Origin of the sequence: Bacillus safensis FO-36b, assembly GCF_000691165.1 — a bacterium.
Lineage (GTDB): Bacteria > Bacillota > Bacilli > Bacillales > Bacillaceae > Bacillus > Bacillus safensis.
This window is the reverse complement of sequence record NZ_ASJD01000002.1, coordinates 555,760-579,872: the sequence shown is the minus strand read 5'-3', so window position 1 is coordinate 579,872 and position 24,113 is coordinate 555,760. Positions and strand designations below refer to the sequence as shown.

The window sequence follows — 24,113 nt, the reverse complement described above, 5'->3', positions numbered from 1 at the left end:
AACAACATTGAAATCACCACGTCTACCATCTATTTTAGAAGTCGTAGCTGTACTTGGCTTGTTTTTAGCGATTGTTTTATCTTTTACTCTTTACTTCAAATTAGATATTCAGTTAGCATTGTTTATCTCATGGTTTATGGTTATTGCTTTAGGTATTCGATTGGGGCATTCATACAAAGATCTTCAAAACGCCATTACAAAAGGGATATCAAATGGTCTAGAGGCTGTTTTGATTTTAATTGCTGTAGGTGCACTTGTTGGAACATGGATTGCCGGCGGAGTGGTACCCACATTAATTTATTATGGACTGGAATTTATTCATCCTAATATTTTCTTACTAGCTACACTGATTATCTGTTCCATTATGTCTGTTGCTACAGGAACATCATGGGGGACAGTTGGAACCGCAGGTATTGCCATGATAGCGATTGGTGAAGGTTTGGGAATTCCATTACCTATCGTGGCTGGTGCTGTTTTATCTGGAGCTTATTTTGGCGATAAGTTATCTCCTTTATCTGATAGTACTGTGCTTGCTTCCTCACTTTCAAAAGTGGACGTGCTCGCACATGTTAGAGCAATGATGGTCTTATCCATACCTGCATTTGTCATAACTGCTATTATGTTTACAATTACCGGGTTTATGTATGGCGGAAAAAATATTGATCAAGGAAAAGTAGAGTTTTTGAAACAAGCACTGCAAGATACATTCACGATTAATATTTGGATGATCATTCCGGCGCTTATTGTTGTGCTATTACTTGTCTTGAAAAAGCCTTCAATGCCTGTTATTGCGATTGGTGCGCTTCTTGGCGCAGTTTGGGCAATGGCATTCCAAGGAATGAATCCAGCCGATGCACTTGGTACAGCTTATAATGGTTTCTCTATTAATTCAGATGTAGAATTCTTAAATACATTGTTAAACCGCGGTGGTATCGTTAATATGTTAGGGTCTCTAGTGGTGATTATCCTGGGACTTGGCTTCGGTGGAGTACTTGAATATTTAGGCGTATTAAAAGTTATCGTCGCGACATTTGAGAAAAAATTACATAATGCAGGGAATGTAACGCTGTCTACACTCGTTGTTGCGTTCTTCGCCAATATCTTTGGCTGTGCGATGTATGTATCGTTAATCCTTACACCAAAAATTATGGAAAAGAGCTACGATAAATTAAAGTTAGACAGACGAGTTTTATCCAGAAACTCTGAGGTCGGTGGTACGCTTACGTCTGGTATGGTTCCATGGTCAGATAACGGTATTTACATGGCAGGAATTCTTGGCGTATCGACATTCTCTTATTTACCATTTATGTGGTTGAGCTTTGTCGCCATTGGTCTTGCGATCATTTACGGATATACGGGTAAATTCATTTGGTACGTGAAAGATCAACAAGAAAGAGAAGAATCGGCCTCATAAGCCGTTTGCAAAAGCCGCTCCTGAACGGGGGCGGCTTTGTTTGTCCTAGGACTTTGAGACTATATGTGGCATATAACAAACGAACAGGAATTTAGACCTCCAATAAAAGAGGTCGAAAGGGGTGGTGTAAAGCAGAATGAAAGCATATTTATCCCATAAAAAGGGCACAAATCCCTATTCAAACATGAGTCTTTGAACCTTATAATAACAATATTGGAAAAAGTGCTATTCACCTTACGCTCGTTTAGAGGGACTCTAAACAGCGTTTTTATTTTTGGACAGGAGGAGGAACCCATATGAGCTTATCGGATATGCTGTCTGCCCTTAACGGTGGCATTTCAAATAAAAAAGCAGAAATTGAAGAGAAAATTGCTCGACTCAAAAAGGCCAAAAGCAAGGTTGAACGTGAACAAGATGCGGCAGAAACAGATTTAAAGCAAATCAAGCAGCCAAAGCTTGGGACCTCTTGGAAAGGTGAGCGAAGCCAGGATTTCAAAACAGACCGAAATGAAGCACATGATGCGCTGCAAACAATCGTGAACGATCAATACCCACGCTACGTGAGCCGCATCGAATTCAAAATCAGTACATTAGAAGCAGAACAAGCTGCGTTATCCTTTGCCAGTTCCTTAGCTGGAGACGCCGCACGTCTTGCTGAAAAAGGAGAAGACGCAGTAGAGGACGCAAAACGCTTGATCTCAAAAGCATGGAGCAGCTTGTAAGAGAGCGTCATGCTGAACAAATCTGGAGGAAATCACAATGGGACAAATTAAGTTAAACTACCAAACAGTCATGGATAAACTAGATGAAGTCTCCCAAGCCGTAGAAGCTTTAGCGATGAAAAAAGCAGCAGATAAAGCGGGTGAAAACAGCCTTGAATTTGTAACTAAGTGGACGGCACGTGAAAGAGAAGTGAGCGAAATGGTCTCAAGCTTTAAAGAAGCCTTAATTAAAAATGTTCAGGATACACGTTCTAACGTGAAAACATTAAAAGAACAAGACGAAGCGATTGCTGCAAAATAATCAGCACACTCGCTTTTATTTATAGGTACAATTAACGCGGTGTATAATTATAGTCTTAAAGACTCATATTAAATCAGGGGTGTAAGACCTTGTATTATTCCGTTTTTCTTCCAAACGCGTCACTAAAAGGACACCTTTTCCCTATTTAAGGCTGAGGCTTTTCGCCTTATACTATACTTAATGAAAGCAAAACGATAGAAATGTCAGGATTGGAAAAATCATGTGATTCGATGGTTTCCAAAGGCGCTCACGCCATGCTTTCGTATGAGGTCAGATAGAGGTGGATGACATGAGTTTATCCGAGATGCTGCACCATCTGCATATGGGAATTGAGAACAAACGTGCAGAATTTGACGAAATGATCTCTCGGTTAAAGACAGCCAAAAGCAATATTCAAACAGAACAAGATCTTGCCCAGTCAGATATCAAAGAAATCAAGAAGCCTGCACTAGATTCGTCATGGAAAGGCGAGAGAGGGACCGACTTTCATCGCCATCGGAAAGACGCTTACAGCGTGATGCATGACATCGTCAACAATGAATATGAAAAATATATAACAGAGATTGATCAAAAAATCTTACACTTTGAATTGAAAAAAATGGAGCTGGCCGTAGCCAGTAATTTTGCAGGAAGAGCTCAGGACGTGATGGAAAAGGGCGAGGATTTTGCAAAGGATGTTAAACATTTGATTGAACGGGGCTGGAAAGCTCTTTAAAACCATAAATGAAACAGCCGACTCATAAAAGGGCGGCTGTTTTTTTGTTTAATCACATCCACCACCGCCGCTGTCGCCTGAATCACTCCCACAGGAGGCATCAGAAGCGTGATGGGTATACGAATCAGTATAAGTGCTTGTCGTTGAGCTATGATGTGCAGAACGCTTAGCAGATGCACGTTTATCCTTTGGTGTGAACAAGCTGGCAGCGATGGCTCCTAAAGAAGCTAATATGATAATGACTACAAACATAAAAGTACCCATAATGCATCCCTCCTCTAGTTTCATATTCATACGAATGAGCCATATCAAGGTTCCCGATTTGAAAGAAATACTGGGCAAAGAGTTCTATTTTCGTTTATGATGATAGGCAAAAGTAAATGCCAAGGGAGGAGAGCCCATGCTATCTCTACGTCAGGAGGAGCTTTTGAAACGATTGATGCAAGCAGAGCAGGAACTGACAAGTGAAGAAATTGCCCGTGTGATCGGAGTCACATCACGAACTATTCGAACAGATATGAAAGCGCTTAAAAAGATCTTGGAAGAACATGGTGCCGCACTGCATATTAAACGCGGGGCAGGGTATACATTGAGCGTTGAAGATTATGGAGCATTTCGTACATTTTTGAAAAAGTCACTGAGAGAAAGGAATGAGAAAAAGGAACCGTTCATTCCCAATCAGCCTGAGGACCGTGTGGCTTATCTATTGAAAAGGCTGCTTCTGTCAGAAGACTATATCAAATTAGAGGGATTGGCAGAGGAATTATTTGTGAGTGAATCTACAGTGAAAAATGATTTGAAAGCTGTCAGGCACTTGTTTTCATTGCATGGACTTTCTATATCGCACCGGCCTAAATATGGAATGCGTCTGACAGGCGATGAAATGAAATTAAGATATTGTATGGCAGAGCATGTGTTTCAGCAGGAGCACGCGAACGCTGCACTGTTACCTGAAGAAACTTATCAATTGATTCAGGACATCGTGCGTTCACGTACAAAAGCCACCGGACTTCATCTATCAGAAATCGGTTTAAGTAATTTAGTAACCCACATTGCTATCGCATGCAAACGAATTGAAGAAAAAAAGCTGGTCAAGATGCCAGAAGCGGAATTGAGAGAAATTCAAGTGCAGCCAGTTTTCCAGGTAGCTCAACAAATGGCTGAAGATATTCGCTGCGTATTATCGATTGATTTTCCGCTATCAGAAATGGCGTACATCGCGATTCACTTAATGGGGGCAAAGATGATGGCATATGGAGAGGCTGGCCATACGCTATTTCATCTGCTGGACGAAGATCATTTTCGTTTCACTCACCAATTGCTTGCTTATGTAGAGGAGCACATGTCACTTGATATTCAGTTTGATAAGGAGCTGATCGTTGGTTTAAGTCTTCATTTGCGTTCAGCCATTCATCGTTTTAGATACGATATGAACATCCGAAATCCTTATTTACCAGACATTAAAAGGTATTATCCCATTGCGTTTGAGGCGGGTGTTTATATGGGCAGATGGCTGAAGGAAAAAGAGGGTGTTGAGATTCCTGAGGATGAAATCGGATATTTGGCACTTCATATTGGGGCTGCAATCGAGCGGACAAAATCACAGCATGTGAGAAAGACATGTCTTATTGTGTGTGCGACGGGTGTCGCCAGCAGTCAGCTTCTTCTTCATAAGCTCACGGCGGCTTTTAGCGGAAGGCTGGAGATCGCTGGAACTGCAAGTGTCGGGGAACTTCCTTCGTATGATTTAAGAAGCATTGATTTTATTATTAGTACCATTCCGCTTCAGAATACATTGCCGGTGCCAGTAATTGATGTACATACGATTCTGAGTGACGATGATATTGTACGGCTGAAACGATTTGTGAAGAATTCACAGGATACAGGAGTTTTGCGGTATGTGAGTCCGGCGCTGACATTTTTTCAGCAAGATCTCCAATCAAGGGAAGAGGTTCTTCAATTTTTTGTGAACGTTCTAAAGGAGCAGCATCGAATCCCAGACGAGTTTGAACAATTATTGCTAGAAAGAGAGCAAGTGTCACCCACATCTTTCGGTCATTTGGTTGCGATTCCTCATCCAATTAAGCCGGCAACAGATGACACATTTTGTGCGATCTGTACGTTGAAAAAGCCGGTGCTGTGGGGAGAAGATCGAGTACAAGTCGTATGCTTGTTAAGCATCCAGAAGACGTATCAAAAAGAATTACAGTCGCTTTATCAATTTCTTGTGCGGCTGACAGAACGGAAGGAAGTGGTGGAACAGCTCATCAAAGCCGCTTCATTTGAAGAACTGACAGCTGCGCTTCAAGTATTGGAGCATCCAAATGAAAAAACGCGGCACCCATTTCCTCATCTGTGAGGAAAAAGATTAGATGTTAATGAAAGCGCTTTTAAAATAACATCAAAAAGGAGGATGATCACGAGTTTTTGCAAAGGGGGAGACGGATCATGAGCTTCAAGGAGAAAGCGGCAGATGTCATGGGGCATGTGGCTTATCGCATCACCAACCAGAAATATATTATGGCGATTAAACAGGCATTTGTCACACTGATGCCGATCATCATTACAGGAGCTTTTGCTGTACTGGTGGCGAATATGATCATGAGCCCGGAAACAGGGCTTGCTCATTTTGAGATATTCAGGTTTTTAGCAGAGCTTCAGCCTATTATGAAGGCAATCAATTATGCCACACTGAACTTTTTAACCATTGGGGCTGTGATCCTCATTGGGATTGAGCTTGGGAAAATCAACGGTCACAAGTCTCTGTTCCCAGGATTGATGGCATTGATTTCATTTATATCTGTTATTCCAACGACACTTCTTCTTGAAGTCGATGGATCGATGCGTGAGGTTGTTGACGTGTTGGCAAGACAATTTTCTGATCCAAAAAGCTTATTTTTAGGGATGATCATTGCGATCGTATCTGTGGAGATTTTTTGTAAGCTGACCGAGGTGAAATGGCTGCAAATCAAGATGCCGGATTCGGTTCCGTCGAATGTGGCAACGTCTTTTTCGTCACTTTTCCCATCGATCATTACAATTACAATCATTAGCTCATTTGGCTTTGCATTTCACCGGTTGACAGGCATTTATCTGCATGAAGCAGTGTATAACGTGGTGCAGCGTCCGTTAGAAAGTGTTGTACAGGGGCTGCCTGGGATTTTAACGTTGATGTTTGTGGCGCAATTTTTCTGGGTGATCGGCATTCATGGCAACCAGATGATTAAGCCGATCCGGGAGCCGCTCTTATTAGGATCGATTGCAGTGAATATGACAGCATTTCAAGAGGGAAAAGAGATCCCGAATATCATCACGATGCCGTTTTGGGATGTGTATATGAGCATCGGTGGTTCAGGTGTGACCATTGGTCTTTTGATTGCGATTTTTATTGCTGGGAGAAGGGAAGAGATGCGAAGCATTGCCAAGCTCTCATCTGGACCCGGACTGTTCAACATCAATGAACCCGTTATTTTTGGATTACCTGTGATGCTAAACCCTGTGATGGCGATCCCATTTATCGTCACGCCCCTTGTGACAGGTACGATTGGGTATATTGCGACGGCTACAGGATTCGCTGGAAAAGCGGTCGTGATGGTGCCATGGACGACACCACCGCTTGTGAATGCATGGCTGTCCACCGCTGGCAGTATGGGCGCTGTCATCACACAGCTTATCTGCATTGGAGTTGCTGTTTTCATCTATTTACCGTTTGTTCTATTGTCTAATCGCAAGCCAGAAGCAGCACCAGATTCAGAATAAACATTCAGACGAAGAAAAGGGAGGCGGCGACATGAACAGAATTGAGATTCCAAGTGATTTTATCCTAGGTGCTGCGGCTTCTGCTTGGCAGACCGAGGGATGGAAGGGAAAGCGGGCGCATCAGGACTCGTACATCGACTTATGGTATAAGGAAGGATATCACGTGTGGCACGAAGGCTATGGTCCTGCTGGTGCGACAAACTTTTACGAGCGCTACCCTGAAGATGTAGCTTTAATGAAAGAGATTGGGCTGACACATTACAGGACATCGATCAATTGGTCGAGGTTTCTCATAGATTACGAGAATGGGATAGTGGATGAGGCCTATGCTCGTTACATTGATGATCTGATCAATGAATTAATCGCAGCAGGTGTAGAGCCGATGTTTTGCTTAGAGCACTATGAACTTCCTGCCGTTTTGCTTGAGAAGTACGGCGGATGGTCATCAAAGCATGTTGTCGAGCTGTTTGTTCTCTATGCAGAAAAGGTGTTTGAGCGCTACGGAGACCGAGTCAAGCATTGGTTTAGTTTTAATGAACCGATTGTTGTTCAGACACGTGTTTATCTAGATGCGATACGATATCCGTTTGAGCAAAATACGAAGAAATGGATGCAGTGGAACTATCATAAAGCTCTGGCAACAGCAAAAGTGGTGAAGCTGTTTCAGGAGATGGGCTTGAAGGAATCGGCAGGAGCCAAAATCGGCGTGATTCTCAATCCAGAAGTGACGTATGCAAGATCGTCTGCTCCCCATGACCATGAAGCGGCACGTATGTATGACTTGTTTTTTAATCGAGTGTTCCTAGATCCTTCCATCAAAGGGGAGTATCCAGAGGAACTGATCAATGTGTTAAAAAAGCATGATATTCTTTTCGATTCCACAGAGGAAGAGCTTCAGATCATCAAGAATCATACGGTGGATGTTGTTGGGCTTAACTTGTACTATCCGCATCGTGTCAAGGCACCGAGTAAGGCTTGGAACGAAGGGACGCCTTTTCATCCATCCTATTATTACGATATGTTTGAGCTTCCAGGGAGAAAAATGAATCCTTTCAGAGGCTGGGAAATCTACCCGAACATTGTCTATGATATGGGGATGAGAATAAAAGAAGAATACGGAAATATTGAGTGGTTTGTGGCCGAAAATGGCATGGGTGTAGAAAAGGAAGAACGGTTTAAAACTGAAGACGGTATCATTGATGATCAGTATCGCATTTCATTTATCAGCCAGCATTTGAAGCGGGCACTTCAAGCGAAAGCAGAAGGATCAAATTGCACAGGCTATATGCTTTGGGCATTTACAGACAATGTCTCACCGATGAATGCCTTTAAAAACCGCTACGGATTAGTCGAAATTCAGCTGGAGAATGAACGAAATCGTCAGCTGAAAGCATCTGCGTATTGGTACAAGACATTAATCAAAACAAGAGAACTGAAGGTTGAAACAGAAGTCATTTATCAATAGGAGTGATGGGATATGAAACGAATCATTCTCGCTTGTGCAGCAGGAATGTCGACGTCCATTGTGGTGTCGAAAATGAAGGCTGCGGCAGAAGCTAAAGGGCTGGATTACTATATTTATGCTATACCAGAAGGAGCCATTGCAGATGAACTAGAAGAGCATGGAGAGGATGTACAGGCGATTTTACTTGGCCCGCAAGTAAGCTTTATGAAAAAGGCAGCTGAAAAAACAGCGGCACCCTATCAAATACCTGTCGATGTCGTCAATGTAAGATTATACGGAACAGCAAACGGAGAAAAAATTCTAGAGCATGCACTGAAACTAGCAAATGAATCTTGAATAATTGGAGGAGAAACAGATGACGGTATTAGAGGAAATGCAGGGAGCAGCCTTTCAAATCATTGCCCATGCAGGCGAGGCAAGAAGTCATTATGTAGAAGCGATTCGTCTAGCAAGAGCGGATGATTTTGAAAAAGCGCAGCAGTTGATCGAAAAAGGGGAGGAAGCGTTTCGAAGCATCCACAACCTGCATCTGTCGCTGATTCAAAAAGAAGCGGCAGGTGAACAGCTTCCTTTTTCTTTACTGCTCATACACGCAGAAGATCAAATGCTCACAACAGAGACCATTCATCTGCTCGCCATCGAAATGATCGAAATGTGTAAAAAAATGAATACCCTGTCAAAATAGTTGTCAATGAATAACCAATTTCTGTTATAATCATTCGGTAGATAAAGAGAAAGCAGGATTGGTGAATGAAGAAAACATGTATGCTGATGACGATTGGTCTTATGCTGCTGCTCATTTCGGGCTGTATGGGAATGAAGGAGCAGGCGGGAGGAAGCCAGCAAGTCATCAAAGAGGAAAAGGGTCCATTACAAACAAAAGACATTCAGCAGAAAAAAGAGACAGCAGGGATAGAGCCACAAAACTGGATGAAGGAAAAGGAGCCGGTCGAGCTTCCGATTTTGATGTATCACAGTATCTCAAGCGGCAACTCGTTACGTGTGCCAAAAAGCGAATTTGCAGCTCATATGAAATGGCTGAAGGACAACGACTATGTCACGCTGTCGCCAGAAGAGGCGTACCGCGTTTTCACAACAAATTCGAAGCCAAGTAAGAAGAGTATCCTCATAACATTTGATGATGGATATACGGATAACTATACAAAGGCATTTCCGGTTTTGAAGCAGTATGAAATGAAAGCGACTATTTTTATGATTGAGCAATCCATTGGTCGTCCTAATCACCTAACGGATGAGCAAATGGATGAGATGATGGCACATGGGATATCAATTGAGAGTCATACGATTCATCATTTAGAGCTCAATCGATTATCAAAGCAGCAGCAGGAAGAGGAGTTAAAAGGATCAAAGACATTCTTCGATCAGCGATTTTCTCAGCGTACGAGAATGGTCAGCTATCCTGTCGGGCGCTATAATGAAGAGACGTTGAAGCTGGCGAAGGAAGCAGGATACCAAATGGCTGTCACCACTGAACCAGGACATGCGAAGAAGGAACAAGGCATGATGTCCTTGCACCGCGTCCGCATTTCACCGGGACTTTCACCCGAAAGCTTTGGCAGGCTGGTAGAAGGGAAATAACGATCAATGTTTCACATGAAACATTTTACGACAAGTTTCACCAAAATGAATCACCGCACATACACCTTGACATGATATGGACAGAACTTTCATGACCATGGGAGTTCTGTTTTTGAAAAAAATACTGCATTGTCATTCAAACCCTACATCGTATGAAACACCTCAAAGAAAGTCACCAAGTATCAAGCCCACCAATGAAGTAACAAACAAATTTGCTCAGCATCGCAAAAACTTAAGAAACACTGCATAGAAAAACCAATTGAGAAAAGAAAGGGAGAGGGGAATATGTCAAACTTTTTTGGAATCGACCACGTTCAACTAGCTGCTCCAAAAGGCAGTGAAGAGAAAGCTCGTTTGTTTTTTGGCGAAATTTTAGGGATGAAAGAAATCCCTAAGCCTAGTAATCTAGCTAAACGCGGAGGTGTCTGGTTCCAATGCGGTCATCATCAGCTTCACATCGGCATTCAGGAACATTTTCAAGCTGCAAAGAAAGCTCATCCAGCTTTTCTTGTAAAGAGTCTATCAGAATTAAAAGAAGCATTATTGAAGCATCACATTCGTATAAGAGAAGATGAGCCATTGGAGGGAGCCAATCGGTTTTATGTAGAAGATCCTTTTGGGAATCGAATTGAGTTTTTAGAGAGGAGAGACTAGAAGACAAAAATAAGGCTGTCGAGGAAATCTCGACAGCCTGTTTGTTATTGATAAACGGGATAGCCCGTCATTTTGATATCTTTTCCGAGTGGTTCCACGGTGAGTTGATCCAGTTCAATGGCATCACTCATGAGGCGTATGCCTTCGCCTCCGAAAAAGGAAGGAGAAAGTCGTCCGCCTATGAGCTTAGGTGCCATATAGATGACGAGTTTATCTACAAGCTGCTGTTCTAAGAATGAGGCGTTAATCTGGCCGCCGCCTTCAATCATGAGAGAGGAGATATTTTTTTCTCCCAGCACTTGAAGCACTTCTTGCAGTGGCACCCGCGTGTCGCTGTCTGTCATAAAGACACGGACGCCAGCTTCTTCTAAAGCCGCTCGTTTTTCCTTATCGGCTTGCTTTGTTGTAAAGATCCATGTAGGTGCCATCTGATCGGTGACGATCTTTGCTGTCAGTGGTGTTGACAGCTTTGAGTCTAAGACAATTCGAATCGGATTGTTTCCATTTGGAATCCGTGCAGTTAATGAAGGATCATCGTGAATGACGGTTTGAGCACCGACCAAAATCGCATCATTGATACTGCGGATATGGTGAGCGTCATAACGGGATGTCTCAGATGTAATCCACTTGCTGTCAGACGTGGCAGAGGCGATTTTTCCATCTAAGGTAATGCCTGCTTTGAGCGTCACAAAAGGTGTTTTTTTCGTAATAAAGTGATTAAATACTTCATTCAACAGAATGGATTCTTGTTCAAGTACGCCCGTGATGACTTGAATGCCTGCGTCTTGTAAAATGGCAATCCCGCGGCCAGCGACAAGCGGATTCGGATCAAGTGCTGCCACGACAACAGTTTCGACGCCGGCTTTTACAAGTGCTTCTGCGCAAGGGCCTGTGCGTCCATGGTGGGAACAAGGCTCGAGGGTCACATAAATAGTGGCTCCTTTTGCTTTGTCTCCGGCCATGTTGAGTGCATGAATTTCAGCATGTGGTTCACCGGCTTTCATATGAGCACCGACTCCAACAATTTCATTCTCTCGCACAATCACAGCCCCGACGAGCGGGTTCGGAGATGTCTGACCTTTCATTGCCCGTGCATTATCAAGGGCTAGCTTCATATATCGCTCATGATGTGGCAATCGTACGCACCTCTTGCTCCGCCTTCATGTGACCTGAGCGGTTGATTTTTGTCTGCAAATATTTTTCGTTAAATTCAGAGACATCTCCCCAAAGCGGAATGCGTCCAGAAAGAGATAAGCCTGCATGGCTGATCGCATCTGTCTTTTTCGGATTATTGGTAATGAGTCTGACTGGCTTTGTACGAAGTGTTTGAAGAACGGCAATGGCTTCTTCATATTGACGTGTGTCATCTTCAAAACCAAGTGCTTCGTTCGCTTCTACTGTATCGTAGCCGTTTTCTTGAAGAATATAAGCCATGGCTTTACTGAAAAGACCAATGCCGCGGCCTTCATGATTGGCTAAGTAAAACAAGGCTCCTGCCCCATTGTCCTCGATCATTCGCATAGACTGCTTCAATTGGAATCCGCAGTCGCAGCGCTTGCTTCCGAAAATATCGCCAGTGTGGCAAATGGAATGCATGCGGATAAGGGCTTCGTCAGCTTGCTCAAAATCCCCGTATACAAGAACGCTTGACTGCTGATGATCAGCAAGCTGGCGGGACGAGAGGCTTTCAATTAAAGCTTCATCTGACAAAGGCTCTCTTCCATCGTCTTTTAACCATGAATACCAGTTGAACATGACGGTTCTGCCGTCTAAATTCACTGGCAGTTTAATGGGTCCAGTGATATATATATACCCGTCTTCTTGCTGTACTCGTTTGATTTTATCTTTTAATATGGCTGTTTTAAGCTCTGTGTGTTTGTCCATATTCTGCACCTTCTTTTTAGTCTGTTTCTTCAATCTGTAAACGAACGAGAACGCCAAATGGATCAACAAATTCGCTGCTTTTTCCTGTCGTGTTGACTTGAGTGCCTGCTTTTGTCAGGCGTTCGATGACGGATTGTCTGTCTGCTTCTTCTGGGAAAACCAGTGTATAGCTTCTAATTCCTGAAAAACGTGGATCAATGGCTCCTTTTCGTCCGCGTCCCCATGCATTAAAGGCAAGGTGGTGGTGGTACACACCAGCAGCGATAAATAGGCTTGCTGGTGGAGCCATTCGGATATGAAAACCGAGCGTATGGACATAAAAGGAATCTGCTTCTTCTGGGTTGAGATGGAAATGCAAGTGTCCCATCACTGTACCCGCAGGGAGTCCTTCCCATGTGGTATCAGCGGCTTCCTGAAGGAGATCATCTCCATCAAGCGGTGCATTTCCGCCACCTTTCAGTTCTCCATGCTCACCTACCCAAATGTGCTGAGGACGGTCAGCATAAATTTCTACGCCAATGCCGTCAGGATCACTTAAATAAATGGCTTCACTGAAAAAGTGATCGCTTGCTCCAATTAAAGGATAGCCTTTTTTGATCACATGTGCCAGCCATGTGCCCAGGTTTTTTCTGGTAGGTAATAAAACAGCAAAGTGATAAAGTCCTGGCTCATGATCAGGCTTCTCTTTTAGCTGTGCATCTTCTTTTAACAAAAGAATCGGTTCCTTTGCATTGCTGCCAAGTGTCACCGTGGAATCTGTTTTTTCTAATATAGTAAATCCTAAAATGTCTGTATAAAAAGGTAAAGAACGATCAAAGCTGGACACATGTAATTCTGTCACACCCAACCTTAGCAGCTCAATTGTCTTCAAGCTCGGTCATCTCCTTCATGATATATGCATCGGCATGTTCAAATGTTTTTGAAAATCTATAAAAAATGAATACCTTGTTACTTTTAGTAACTAAACTATATAATAGTTAGTGACTTATTTCAAGTAATTAATTGTGTTATAATGAAAAAAAGAGAAAAAAGCAGGAGGGAGTAAGATATGGCTCAAGTAGATGGCTGCCCAATTACAGATGCCATGGAGATTCTAGGCAAGAAGTGGGTCATTCTCATCATCAATCAGCTTCTGACAGGGCCTAAGCGTTTTTGTCAGCTTGAAAATGAAATGAACATCAGCGGAAGATTACTATCAGAAAGGCTGAAGGATTTAGAAGCTGAGGGACTTGTTGAGAAAAAGGTATACCCCGACATTCCAGTGCGGATTGAATACGAATTAACAGTGCAAGGAAAGAAAACTGAACCGATTATTCGTGAAATGTATGCATGGTCTTTAGAGCGTAAAAACAGCAAAATAGAGGAACATGTTCCTTCTTAATCGATTTCGATCAGTGTGTCTGATCGAAATTTTTTTGTGTGATTTTCCAGAAAACTAAGACAATAGTATGAAAAATGATGTTGACAATCATTTCATGCATTATATAATATCAAGGAGAAGAGGGTTCTTTTCCCTGTAATGGAATGGAGGTTATGCCATGGTATTATGAATGGGACAGATTGCCTAAAACTCTTATCCATCATTTAGAAGCAGACATCTTTGACTTTAGGAAGCAAAGATTTATTTTTTCAACTCAATTGATAATGATTATCATAATCATCTATAAGTGTGTTCCAGCACTTATGAAGGTTATTTTTTTTATTGTCTATTGAGAATAATTATCAATATCATTTAGGAGGGCTCACATGAAAGTCATTCGTTCAACGTCACCCGTATTATTATTCCTTAGTTTTGTTCTATTATTTGCTCTAGCTCCTGTTAGTTCAGCTTCAGCAGCTGGCTTAGCAGATGGTCAATATTCAGCGCAATATGTGGTATGGAAAGCTGATAGCGATTCGACTTCAACAGCGAATACGTATTTCGAAAAACCAGCCAAGCTTGTCGTAAAGGATGGAAAAATCAAAGCGCAAGTCACGTTAACGAATAGCTCTTGGATCACAAGCTTTAAAACGCTCGATCAAGGTGTCTATAAAGATGCGAAGGTGATTAGTACAAATACAGCTGCGAATAAGAGAACAGTAGAATTCAATGTGAACAGCCTGACTGAGGCCGTACCAGCAAAAGTGAGTGTGACTGTACCGGCTATCGGATATACAGGCAATTACGATATTCGCCTCAAGTTTGATGCGGCATCTGTTCAATAGAAAGGGAGGAAATTCGCTTGATGAAAAAAAGAATGAGGCTGTCAGTCTTCATGGCGGTTTTTTTACTGGCACTTATGCTGCCTTTTTCAAACGCACAGGCTGCCGCATTAAAGGATGGTACATACTCCGTCAATTATACAGTGCTAAAAGCTGAAGGAAATGCGGTCTCAATGGCAAATGATTACTGGCTAAAACCAGCAAAAGTGATAGCGAAAAATGGGAACCTGACAGTGCAAATGACGATTAAAAATAGCAGCTGGGTAACGGAATTTAAAGTACCGGGAAATGGCGGCTATGTCGATACAACCGTTCTCTCAACAAATAAAAAAGCCAATACAAGGCTCGTTCAGTTCCAAGCTCAAAGCTTGTCTAAACCAATCAAGTCAAAAATTCATGTCACTGTGAAATCTGCTGATTATGATCATGATTACACCATTCAGCTGAAATTTGATGAGAGCAGCATCAAGTCACTTTCGTCTAACAATGCAAATCAATCAGCAGGTGCAGCAGAAAGTCAGCAGCCATCAAAAGAATCAACGAACAAAGCTGATTCATCCACAACGAAACAAGAAGAAAATCCTCAAACTGGTGATACAAGCCAGACAGGGTGGCTCCTTGTGCTTGTCTTATGTTCAGGCGGGTTTTTAGCAAGAAAGTGGATCATCAAGCATTAACGGAAGGAAGTGTCACCATTTGAAACGTCTTTTTCATCTAAAGGCAGCCAATCTGCTCGTTTTATTCAGTTTGTTGACTGCGTTTCAGATTCCTCAAGGAACAGCTCAAGCGGCATCATTCGTTGATGGTGAATACACAGTTGGATTCACCGTTTTAAAAAATGGCAGCACAGAAGCGTCCATGATGGATACCTATACAGAAAAGCCAGCTAAGCTGATTGTGGAAAATGGCAAGAAAACAGCCTATGTCACACTGAAGCAAAGCAAAGAAATAACAGATTTCAAGGTCGAACAAAATGGTGCTCTCGTTACCACTGAAACGGTCAGTGAGGACGAGACAGCCAATACACGTGTGATCAAATTTGATGTCGACGACTTATCAGCGAAATTAAACGGCTGGGTGAAAATTTACTGGGATTTAGGCGGCTTTATTTATGACGAAGCATATGACGTACAGCTTGCATTCGATCAAAGCAGCCTCACACTCGTTACGCCTGCAAAACCAGATGATAACGAAACAAAACCAGATGACCAAAACGGTACAAAGCCAGACGATAACGAAACAAAACCGGATGACCAAAACGGTGCAAAGCCAGACGATAACGAAACAAAACCGGATGACCAAAATGGTACAAAGCCAGACGATCAACCAACAACACCGGGCAATAATAATGGCACAAAACCAGATGATTCCGCGCAAAATCAATTAAAAGATGGCGTATATCGTATCAATTACAGTGTGCTAAAAGGGGATACGGATGAGTCATCTCGAATGAGTGATTACTTCTCACATCCTGCATCCTTAACTGTCAAAAATGGAAAGCAAACCATTTCCTTTACGGTGAAGGACCATAAGTCTGTCGCTTCTTTGAAAACAGAGAAAGACGGTTCTTATCAAGAAGCCAAAACAGTCAGCAAGGATGAAGCAAAGAACACAAGAGTGGTTTCATTTGATGTAGGTGATTTGAAAAACGAGATCAAAGGAAAAGTACACATTGTAGTAGCAGCCGCTAACTATGACCAAACCTACGATATTCGTTTTCAATTTGATTCAAAGAGTATCGCTCCAGTGAAGGACGGGCAGGTGGTAGAGGAAGAAACACCAGCTGCACCAGAAACACCAAAACCAAACACACCAACAACAGAAACAAATAACGGCGGAGCAAATCAAGAGACGGCTCAGCTAAAAGATGGTGTATACAAGCTTCCTTTCTCAATGAAGAAGGCAGACAAGGATGAGCTTTCTCGCATGAACGATTACGTTGTGAGTCCTGCGACACTGGTTGTAAAAAATGGCCGCCATTTCGTTTCATATACAGTGAAGAACAGCTCAGCGATCACGTCATTCCAAGTAGGAACAGGCGGAAAGTTTGAGGAGACACTTGTCGCGAAGACAGATCAAAAAGCAGATACACGCGTCATTCAATATGAAGCAAAAAGTTTAAGTGGAGCTCAGGCAGCACGCGTAAAGATTGATATTCCAGCTGCGAATTATCATGAGCAGTACGATGTCAAACTCGTCTATGACACAAAAGGTATCGCTCTCGGTGAGGGAAGCGGAATTTCAACGGTCATTGGAGACGATGAGAGTATCGGCTTTATCAAAAATCCAAATGATCACGATTCTCAAACGAATCAACTTGAGAATGCAGTACCTGAGGAAACGGGTGCGGAGCAGATGACATTTACGCCATCAGATGATCAAACCAAATCTGAGTCTGGACAGCTGAATCCGAAAACGGGAGATACCTCTCTTCTTTGGGTGTATATTCTTTTATTCGGCGGTTCGTTATTGGTACTCGTCAGAAAATATCAAACACGGACAAGATAGACTGTTTATTTTATGTGAGATGCGCCATTTATGCTGGCGCATCCACTCTCTTTTTTCGAAAGGAGGCTTCTATTTTTGAAGCATCGAATGTTATGTACCTTGATCGCTGCCTTCAGTGTGTGCATGATCTTATCGGGCTGCTCACAGTCAGCTGAAAGCTCAGCAAAAGGCAAAAAAAGCGCTGAATCAAGTGAGCGCATTGTAGCAACGACTGTAGCTGCTGCGGAGATCATGGATGCTTTAGAGGTGGATCTTGTCGGGGTGCCAACAAGTCAAAAATCCTTGCCAGCTCGTTACAAAGGACTGCCGGAAGTCGGTAACCCAATGAGCCCGGACATGGAAATCATCCAATCACTTCAACCGACAGATGTCCTCTCTGTCACAACCCTTCAATATGATTTAGAGACACCCTTTCAGCAAGCAGGTGTCCCTGCCACATACCTAAATCTCGAGAGCATGGCTGACATGGAGAAGGCCATCACGAAGCTTGGAGATCAGTATGACAGAAAGAAGCAGGCTGAACGCATTGTGTCAGAGTTTGAGCAAAAAAAGAAAGACATTCAAGAGAGGACGAAAGGAAAACGCAAGCCGTCCGTTCTGATTTTGCTTGGTGTGCCAGGCAGTTATTTGGTGGCGACAGAGAATTCATATATTGGTGATCTTGTGCGTATCGCAGGAGGAAAGAATATTGTCAAAGGCGAGAAAATGGAGTATTTGGCATCCAATACGGAATATTTACAAAAAGCCAATCCAGATATCATTCTCCGGGCCGCACATGGGATGCCAGACGAAGTCGTCCAAATGTTTGATGAAGAATTCAAAACAAATGACATCTGGAAACATTTCAATGCGGTCAAACAAGACCGGGTGTATGACCTCGAAGAAAGCTTATTCGGGACAACAGGCAATTTAAAGGCAGCAGAAGCATTAGATGAATTGACTCGTATGTTGTATCCGTCATAAGCGGCGAATCTTAATGATAAAAGGACGTTCAAGATGAAAAAAACAGGGATTTTATTTCTGATAGTCAGTCTCTTACTGGTCTGCGTATTTATTTATTCAGCCATTACTGGGAGCATTCATGTCACCCCATTTGAATTATTAGAAGGGCTCATCACCGGTCAACATGCACAGGTAGAAATCATTAAAGATTTGAGAATTCCCCGCATGCTTATCGCGATGTTTACAGGGGCCGCCTTATCTGTCTCCGGTGTACTGCTGCAGTCGGTCATGAGGAATCCGTTAGCTGATGCCGGCGTCATTGGCATTTCATCAGGAGCCAGCTTCTTTTCATTAATGGCGATTACAGCGCTTCCTCAATTTTATTTCTACTCTCCTTTATTTTCGGTTTTAGGCGGGGCTATTGCGTGTTTCCTCGTGTACGTTCTGTCTTGGAAGGGTGGTTTAAGCCCGATCCGCATGATCTTGGTTGGGATCGCCATCAATGCCATGTTTACTGGGATGGCTGAAGCATTTGTGACCATTTGCAGCTATTTCAATATCACAATTAATCAGTCAGGGCAGTCGAATCTCACGATGAAAACGTGGGGAGATGTCCGTTTAATCGGTGTCTATGGTGTCGCCGGCCTTATCGTTGCACTCTTCTTCAGCAGGTGGTGCAACCTCCTGGCTCTTCAGGACAAGACAGCAAAAAATTTAGGATTGCGTGTGACCAGAATGCGCCTTTTGATTTCCATCACAGCCGTTTTACTTGCGGCGGTGACAGCTGCAGTAGCGGGCGTGATAGCCTTTGTCGGCTTGCTCATTCCGCACATTTCAAGAAGGCTTGTCGGCTCGGATCACCGGGTACTGATTCCATTTTCTGCGTTAAGCGGGGCTTTGCTTATTTTGACGGCTGATACGCTTGGCAGGACGCTTGTGGCGCCAAATGAGATTCCTGCTTCTACGATCATGGCCGTGATTGGCGGGCCGTTTCTGATCTTTTTATTAAGAAGGGGGGACCGTCTCCATGGACATTCGTGAGGTGTCATTCTCATATGATCAGCAGAAGGACATCGTTCAATCAGTCACAACAAAGATTGAAAAGGGGAAAATCACAACCATTATCGGTCCAAATGGCTCGGGAAAATCCACGCTGCTTTCCTTAATGGCGAATAATCATTGTCCAAATAAAGGGCAAATTCACTTAGACAGGCAAACGCTGAATACGTTCAAGCCAAAGGAGCTGGCAAAAAAGCTCGCTGTCGTCCATCAGCAAAATGAAGCGCCGCTTGATTTAACGATCGAACGGGTCGTGGCATTCGGCAGAACGCCGTACCAGACGATGCGCGGAGGAGACAAGGAAGAGGATGAGAGAGCGATAGAGTGGGCGCTGTCCAGTACAAAGCTAACGGACAAACGAAAGGTGCCGCTCGCCTCACTGTCAGGTGGAGAGCGGCAGCGTGTATGGATTGCGATGGCACTTGCGCAAAAAACACCGATCCTTTTCTTAGATGAACCGACAACTTATTTGGATATTTACTATCAATTTGACATTCTTGAGCTGATCCGTGAACTGAATGCCGTGCATGGATTAACGATTGTCATGGTGCTGCACGACATGAATCAGGCTGTCCGCTACAGCGATATCATCATAGCAATGAAGGATGGACAGGTTATCAGTGAAGGACAGCCTAACGATGTGTTAACAGAGGAAAACGTGCGGCACATTTATGATGTGTCCGTCACGATTAGACAGGATGCAGAAACAGGGATGTACATTGTGCCTGTTGGTATATAAGCTGGGCAAAAAGCAGGTGAGACAGTGTGAAACGAGGAAAACGGCTTTGGCAGCGAATGCTGACGATCGTTTGTTTAGGCGTATTTATTTATAGCGGGACAGCCATCGGCTTCGAACTTTTCGGTTATTATCAAAATCGCCAGGTGCTTGCAAAGGCTCAGACGATGTATGGATATGAAGAAGATATGACTGAAAAACGGGAGCAGGGAAAGATCCGTTCGTCATTTGATGAGCTGCGGAAGGTGAATGAGGACATTGTCGGCTGGATCAATATGAAAGACACGATGATTCAGTATCCGATTGTTCAATCTCACGATAATGCGTTCTACTTAACTCGCAATTATTTAAAAAACGACACCCGGGCAGGCAGTATCTTTATGGATTATCGTAATGATGTCCTGCATGAAAGCCCAAATACAGTGGTGTACGGCCATCGGATGAGGGATGGATCCATGTTCGCTGGACTCACAAACTATCTAAAAAAAGATTTCTTCCAAGAGCACCGGACATTTCAGTACGATACGCTGTATCAAAGCTATGAAGCGGAGATTTTTGCTGTGTATGAAACGACGGTTGACTTCGACTATATTCAAACCGATTTTCAAGATCTTGGCGAATATGCGCACTACTTGCAAGCTGTGCGGAAGAAATCAATCTATCAAACGAAGACAGACGTGTCCACAGATGACCTCATCCTCACCTTATCGACCTGTGATCATGTGCTTGCACCTAAAAGCGGGCGTCTCGTGGTACAGGCAAAGCTAAAGAAAGTTTACTAGAAAAGGAGAGACAAACGGTTGAAATTTTCACATGTGATCTTAGCGGGACTCGTCTTGATGCTTCTCCTCGGCGGATGCAGTCAGGCAGCACCTGTAGAGAAAGGAAGCGGGCAAGGAGCGCTGAAAATAAAGGATTTTACCGGAAGAACGCTGTCGTTTGATGAATCCCCTCAGCGTATCGTCGCCTTGTCGACCGGGGACATGAGTATTCTGTATGCTTTAGGCGGTAAGGCGGTCGGCCGGCCAACTGCTGAGTTACCAGACAGCTTACAAAAGGCAAAGTCCGTACAAACGATTGGCACAACACATCAATTTGATGTAGAGCTGATCACAAGCTTAAAGCCTGATGTGGTGCTTGGAAATGAACAATTAAACAGCAAGGACATCTCTACAATAGAAGGAATTGATTCACAGCTTCTTTTGACAAGTGCCAATTCAGTGAAGGACATCCAGCGTCAAATCTCGTTATTTGGGGAGTTGCTCGGAAAGCAGCAAAAGGCTAAAGCACTCAATGAGCAAATTGATGAGCGAAAAAAGCAGGTCAAGCAGCCTAAGAAAAAAGTGAAAACACTCGTTGTGTACGGTGCACCCGGCACATATATGGCGGCACTTCCCCAATCCTTAAGCGGAGATTTGCTGCACATCGCTGGGGGTGCAAACATTGCTGAGAATGAACCGGCACTCGAAAAATTTCCTCAATACGCTCAAATTAATGCAGAAAAGGTGATCGAAGCCGATCCTGATCTCATTCTGCTCATGACACACAGCAATCCTGACGATGTGAAAGCGGGCTTTATGAGTGAAATGAAACAGAATGCAGCATGGCACGACGTATCAGCTGTCAAAAATGGCCGCGTGGAGATTCTGCCTAGTGATTTATTCGGGACGAACCCAGGCGCAGACGTCATAAAGGCGATTGATGAACTAGAGAAGAGATTGAAGCGATTGTCATCATGAAAGTGAATGCAGAGTTAGATTTTCAAAAAAGGCAGTCGAGACGAAGATGGCTGATACCGGGACTGCTTCTTTCGCTAGGTGTGGGCATTTGTTTAGGGCTTGCCTTAGGTTCTGTTCAATTATCGCTGCCAGATTTAATCGCTGCTTTGACGGGATCAGGCCAGCCAGTCCATGAAAAAATCGTCATGGATTTACGCCTGCCGCGCGTTCTCATAGGTTTCATCGTCGGGGCCTGTCTCGCAGCATCAGGGGCCATTTTACAAGGAGTCGTCCGAAATCCACTCGCTGACCCCGGGATCATCGGTGTGACCGCCGGCGGCGGGTTAGCTGCTGTACTCAGCATGATTGTGTTTCCGCAATTCACTTATCTGCTTCCAGCGGCTGCCTTCCTAGGGGCTTTATTAGCGGCACTTGTTGTGTATATGTTGTCGTTTGATCAAGGGGTTTCACCACTGAAATTGATTCTGGCGGGAGTGGCAGTTAATGCCCTGCTTGGTGCGGTCATGAATGGATTTATGGTGCTTTATAGTGAGCGTGTGCAGGCTGTTCTGCCTTTTTTATCAGGAGGATTAAATGGACGGAGCTGGCATCATCTGAGCTTTGTGTCACCTTATGCGATTGCTGGATTGTGTCTTTGTTTTTTTGCGATCAAGCCGGCAAATCTTCTTTTGCTTGGTGATGAGTCAGCGCAGCTGCTCGGACTTAGAGTCGAGCGAACCCGATTTTTCTTAATTGCACTGGCGGCGCTTTTGGCGGGTGCAGCTGTAAGCGTGAGCGGATTAATTGGATTTGTCGGTCTTGTCGTCCCTCATTTTATCCGCCTTTTAATTGGAGATGACTACCGGTACCTGCTGCCGATCTCAATGCTTGGCGGCGGCGTACTTGTGGTCTTTGCTGATACAGCAGCACGGGTATGGTTTACACCGGTTGAACTGCCTGTTGGTATCCTGCTTGCCTGTATCGGTGCACCTTTCTTCCTCTATTTATTAAAAAAGAAAGGGAGGGGTTAAGTTGGATGTGATTGCGATGGATGACGTGAGCCTCAGTCAAGGAGGCTTTCGGCTGTCTTCTATTTCAGCAGCTGTGCCTAAAGGAAGTGTAACAGGCATTATTGGACCAAATGGTTCAGGGAAGTCGACGTTTATTAAAGCAGCCGCACGTCTTACGTCGATTGAAAGCGGCATGATTTATATTCACGATATACCGCAAAAAGAAATGACAGCACAGGAGATTGCACAGGAAATCGCCGTTCTGATGCAGACGAGAACGGCGATCCCATCGATGACAGTACGTGAGCTGGTCGCACTTGGACGCAGTCCGCATCGTTCGATCTGGAAAAAGAGCTCGAAGACAGATCAGGAAGCGGTAGAGTGGGCGCTTGATGTGACAAATAGCCGCGTGAATGAAAACAGGATGCTGCATACATTGTCAGGCGGAGAAAGGCAAAAGGCGTATATTGCAATGGCACTGGCTCAGAAGACAGAGACGATTATTCTGGATGAGCCTACCACTTACTTAGATATTGCGCACCAGCTTGATTTACTAGAGCTGCTCAAACAGCTGAATGAAACACATGGAATCACCATTTTAATGGTACTTCATGACCTGCAGCAGGCAGCAAAATATTGTGACCGCCTGATTGCGATGAAGCGTGGTCAGGTTTACCAAATAGGGACACCAAAGGAAGTATTAACAGAAAACTTTTTCAAAGAGGTATTTGGGATTCAGGCAGAGGTTCACCTAGATGGAGAGCATCCGCTCATTATCCCAATCGCTTCGATCCAACAACAAAAGGGAGATGAACCAAACATGATCATTGTAAACAACCAGGTTAGAGTAGAAAAAGGCAGTGCAGACCACCTTGTTAAGCGTTTTAACAAGCAGGGACAAGTAGAATTCATGGAAGGATTTTTAGGCATGGAAGTCTGGGTCACGCAGCAGACAACTGATTACGATGAGGTGACCATTCATACCCGCTGGAATCGAAAAGAAGACTTTGTGAACTGGACAAAATCTCAGGCATTTGGAGATGCACACGCTCACGGAAAAGCGAAACCTGAAGGCCTATTAAAAAACAAAATTACGTACTATGAAGTCCAAGTGACAAGACCTGCTTTACAGAAAAAAGCCTAAAAAGAAAAACAGCGCTGCGGCCCACATGCAGCGCTGTTTTTTTGCGATTTTTTATTTTCCGTCACATATTTTTGACAAAGTATTCAAACAACTGACACAATACCATCCAATTTTTAGGTAAAATTTACTTTATTTTTGAAGCGTATGGGTGTAAAGTACAGGTATAAATAACTAACCGAATGAAAATCAAGAGTAAAATTTCACCTAGCGAACCATTTCAAATGGACTTTTATTTGTGAAACATTGAACAAATGGTGAATATTTTGTGAAGTGGTGAGCAT

General features: G+C 43.6%; 26 protein-coding genes. 22 read left to right on the top strand and 4 right to left on the bottom strand.

Annotated elements, in window-relative coordinates:
- Positions 1 to 7: 7 nt before the first annotated feature.
- From nhaC to BA81_RS07360, 4 genes are all read left to right on the top strand, one after another.
- Positions 8 to 1,414: a Na+/H+ antiporter NhaC gene (nhaC, locus tag BA81_RS07375; protein ID WP_034281362.1), complete on the top strand. Its 1,407-nt coding sequence runs from the start codon at positions 8 to 10 to the stop codon at positions 1,412 to 1,414.
- Positions 1,415 to 1,710: 296 nt separating this feature from the next.
- Positions 1,711 to 2,136 (top strand): YwqH-like family protein, encoded by a 426-nt coding sequence (locus tag BA81_RS07370; RefSeq protein ID WP_024423906.1) that lies wholly within the window; start codon positions 1,711 to 1,713, stop codon positions 2,134 to 2,136.
- 37 nt (positions 2,137 to 2,173) lie between these two features.
- Positions 2,174 to 2,437: a YwqI/YxiC family protein gene (locus BA81_RS07365; RefSeq protein ID WP_034281361.1), complete on the top strand. Its 264-nt coding sequence runs from the start codon at positions 2,174 to 2,176 to the stop codon at positions 2,435 to 2,437.
- Positions 2,438 to 2,726: 289 nt separating this feature from the next.
- A complete protein-coding gene (locus tag BA81_RS07360; RefSeq protein WP_034281360.1) occupies positions 2,727 to 3,152 on the top strand; it encodes a YwqH-like family protein in 426 nt (141 codons plus the stop codon).
- Positions 3,153 to 3,200: 48 nt separating this feature from the next.
- Here BA81_RS07360 and BA81_RS07355 read toward each other — a convergent pair whose 3' ends face one another.
- On the bottom strand, positions 3,201 to 3,416 hold the full coding sequence (locus BA81_RS07355) for a hypothetical protein (RefSeq protein ID WP_227001687.1): 216 nt from the start codon (positions 3,414 to 3,416) through the stop codon (positions 3,201 to 3,203).
- Positions 3,417 to 3,552: 136 nt separating this feature from the next.
- Between BA81_RS07355 and BA81_RS07350 the strand changes: the two genes are divergently transcribed.
- The 7 genes from BA81_RS07350 (at position 3,553) to BA81_RS07320 (ending at position 10,629) form a co-directional block, all read left to right on the top strand.
- Positions 3,553 to 5,511 carry a BglG family transcription antiterminator gene (locus tag BA81_RS07350; protein ID WP_034281359.1) on the top strand — a complete coding sequence of 653 codons (1,959 nt, stop codon included), beginning with the start codon at positions 3,553 to 3,555 and terminating at the stop codon, positions 5,509 to 5,511.
- Positions 5,512 to 5,600: 89 nt separating this feature from the next.
- On the top strand, positions 5,601 to 6,911 hold the full coding sequence (locus BA81_RS07345) for a PTS sugar transporter subunit IIC (RefSeq protein ID WP_034281358.1): 1,311 nt from the start codon (positions 5,601 to 5,603) through the stop codon (positions 6,909 to 6,911).
- Between the two features lie 31 nt (positions 6,912 to 6,942).
- Positions 6,943 to 8,376 (top strand): glycoside hydrolase family 1 protein, encoded by a 1,434-nt coding sequence (locus BA81_RS07340; protein WP_034281357.1) that lies wholly within the window; start codon positions 6,943 to 6,945, stop codon positions 8,374 to 8,376.
- Positions 8,377 to 8,388: 12 nt separating this feature from the next.
- Positions 8,389 to 8,712 carry a PTS sugar transporter subunit IIB gene (locus BA81_RS07335; RefSeq protein ID WP_024423899.1) on the top strand — a complete coding sequence of 108 codons (324 nt, stop codon included), beginning with the start codon at positions 8,389 to 8,391 and terminating at the stop codon, positions 8,710 to 8,712.
- Between the two features lie 19 nt (positions 8,713 to 8,731).
- Entirely contained in the window at positions 8,732 to 9,061 is a 330-nt protein-coding gene (locus tag BA81_RS07330; RefSeq protein WP_024423898.1) for a PTS sugar transporter subunit IIA, read from the top strand.
- Positions 9,062 to 9,126: 65 nt separating this feature from the next.
- Positions 9,127 to 9,975 carry a polysaccharide deacetylase family protein gene (locus BA81_RS07325; protein ID WP_034281356.1) on the top strand — a complete coding sequence of 283 codons (849 nt, stop codon included), beginning with the start codon at positions 9,127 to 9,129 and terminating at the stop codon, positions 9,973 to 9,975.
- Between the two features lie 285 nt (positions 9,976 to 10,260).
- Positions 10,261 to 10,629 carry a VOC family protein gene (locus BA81_RS07320; protein ID WP_034281355.1) on the top strand — a complete coding sequence of 123 codons (369 nt, stop codon included), beginning with the start codon at positions 10,261 to 10,263 and terminating at the stop codon, positions 10,627 to 10,629.
- A gap of 44 nt (positions 10,630 to 10,673) precedes the next feature.
- Here the strand turns inward: BA81_RS07320 and ribD are convergent, their stop codons facing one another.
- From ribD to BA81_RS07305, 3 genes are read right to left on the bottom strand one after another with little or no spacing between them, the layout of a single operon-like run.
- Positions 10,674 to 11,765 (bottom strand): bifunctional diaminohydroxyphosphoribosylaminopyrimidine deaminase/5-amino-6-(5-phosphoribosylamino)uracil reductase RibD, encoded by a 1,092-nt coding sequence (ribD, locus tag BA81_RS07315; protein ID WP_034281354.1) that lies wholly within the window; start codon positions 11,763 to 11,765, stop codon positions 10,674 to 10,676.
- Positions 11,752 to 12,513: a GTP cyclohydrolase II gene (locus BA81_RS07310; RefSeq protein WP_034281353.1), complete on the bottom strand. Its 762-nt coding sequence runs from the start codon at positions 12,511 to 12,513 to the stop codon at positions 11,752 to 11,754. Before BA81_RS07310 ends, ribD begins: the two co-directional genes overlap by 14 nt.
- Positions 12,514 to 12,529: 16 nt before the next feature.
- Complete coding sequence (locus tag BA81_RS07305) at positions 12,530 to 13,384, bottom strand: VOC family protein (RefSeq protein WP_051627326.1); 855 nt, start codon at positions 13,382 to 13,384, stop codon at positions 12,530 to 12,532.
- 177 nt (positions 13,385 to 13,561) lie between these two features.
- Here BA81_RS07305 and BA81_RS07300 point away from each other — a divergent pair, with 177 nt between their 5' ends.
- The 11 genes from BA81_RS07300 to isdG all read left to right on the top strand — a co-directional run bounded on the left by BA81_RS07300 (position 13,562) and on the right by isdG (position 23,832).
- The gene (locus BA81_RS07300) at positions 13,562 to 13,894 is read left to right on the top strand and encodes a winged helix-turn-helix transcriptional regulator (RefSeq protein ID WP_034281352.1); all 333 of its coding nucleotides are present in this window, start codon (positions 13,562 to 13,564) and stop codon (positions 13,892 to 13,894) included.
- Between the two features lie 365 nt (positions 13,895 to 14,259).
- Positions 14,260 to 14,718, top strand: a complete 459-nt coding sequence (locus BA81_RS07290; RefSeq protein WP_034281350.1) for an NEAT domain-containing protein — start codon at positions 14,260 to 14,262, stop codon at positions 14,716 to 14,718.
- A 20-nt stretch (positions 14,719 to 14,738) separates the two neighbouring features.
- Complete coding sequence (gene isdC / locus BA81_RS07285) at positions 14,739 to 15,392, top strand: heme uptake protein IsdC (protein ID WP_034281463.1); 654 nt, start codon at positions 14,739 to 14,741, stop codon at positions 15,390 to 15,392.
- Between the two features lie 19 nt (positions 15,393 to 15,411).
- Positions 15,412 to 17,223 carry an NEAT domain-containing protein gene (locus BA81_RS07280; protein ID WP_034281349.1) on the top strand — a complete coding sequence of 604 codons (1,812 nt, stop codon included), beginning with the start codon at positions 15,412 to 15,414 and terminating at the stop codon, positions 17,221 to 17,223.
- 123 nt (positions 17,224 to 17,346) lie between these two features.
- The gene (gene isdE / locus BA81_RS07275) at positions 17,347 to 18,186 is read left to right on the top strand and encodes a heme ABC transporter substrate-binding protein IsdE (protein ID WP_375153291.1); all 840 of its coding nucleotides are present in this window, start codon (positions 17,347 to 17,349) and stop codon (positions 18,184 to 18,186) included.
- 33 nt (positions 18,187 to 18,219) lie between these two features.
- Entirely contained in the window at positions 18,220 to 19,206 is a 987-nt protein-coding gene (locus BA81_RS07270; RefSeq protein ID WP_034281347.1) for a FecCD family ABC transporter permease, read from the top strand.
- A complete protein-coding gene (locus tag BA81_RS07265) occupies positions 19,193 to 19,963 on the top strand; it encodes an ABC transporter ATP-binding protein (protein ID WP_034281346.1) in 771 nt (256 codons plus the stop codon). Before BA81_RS07270 ends, BA81_RS07265 begins: the two co-directional genes overlap by 14 nt.
- A 26-nt stretch (positions 19,964 to 19,989) precedes the next feature.
- Positions 19,990 to 20,742: a class B sortase gene (srtB, locus tag BA81_RS07260; protein ID WP_034281345.1), complete on the top strand. Its 753-nt coding sequence runs from the start codon at positions 19,990 to 19,992 to the stop codon at positions 20,740 to 20,742.
- Between the two features lie 18 nt (positions 20,743 to 20,760).
- Positions 20,761 to 21,699, top strand: a complete 939-nt coding sequence (locus tag BA81_RS07255; RefSeq protein ID WP_034281344.1) for an ABC transporter substrate-binding protein — start codon at positions 20,761 to 20,763, stop codon at positions 21,697 to 21,699.
- Positions 21,696 to 22,709, top strand: coding sequence for a FecCD family ABC transporter permease (locus tag BA81_RS07250; RefSeq protein ID WP_034281343.1), 1,014 nt, complete (start codon positions 21,696 to 21,698; stop codon positions 22,707 to 22,709). Before BA81_RS07255 ends, BA81_RS07250 begins: the two co-directional genes overlap by 4 nt.
- Positions 22,710 to 22,716: 7 nt before the next feature.
- On the top strand, positions 22,717 to 23,832 hold the full coding sequence (gene isdG, locus BA81_RS20065) for a heme oxygenase (RefSeq protein WP_269199621.1): 1,116 nt from the start codon (positions 22,717 to 22,719) through the stop codon (positions 23,830 to 23,832).
- Positions 23,833 to 24,113 lie beyond the last annotated feature (281 nt).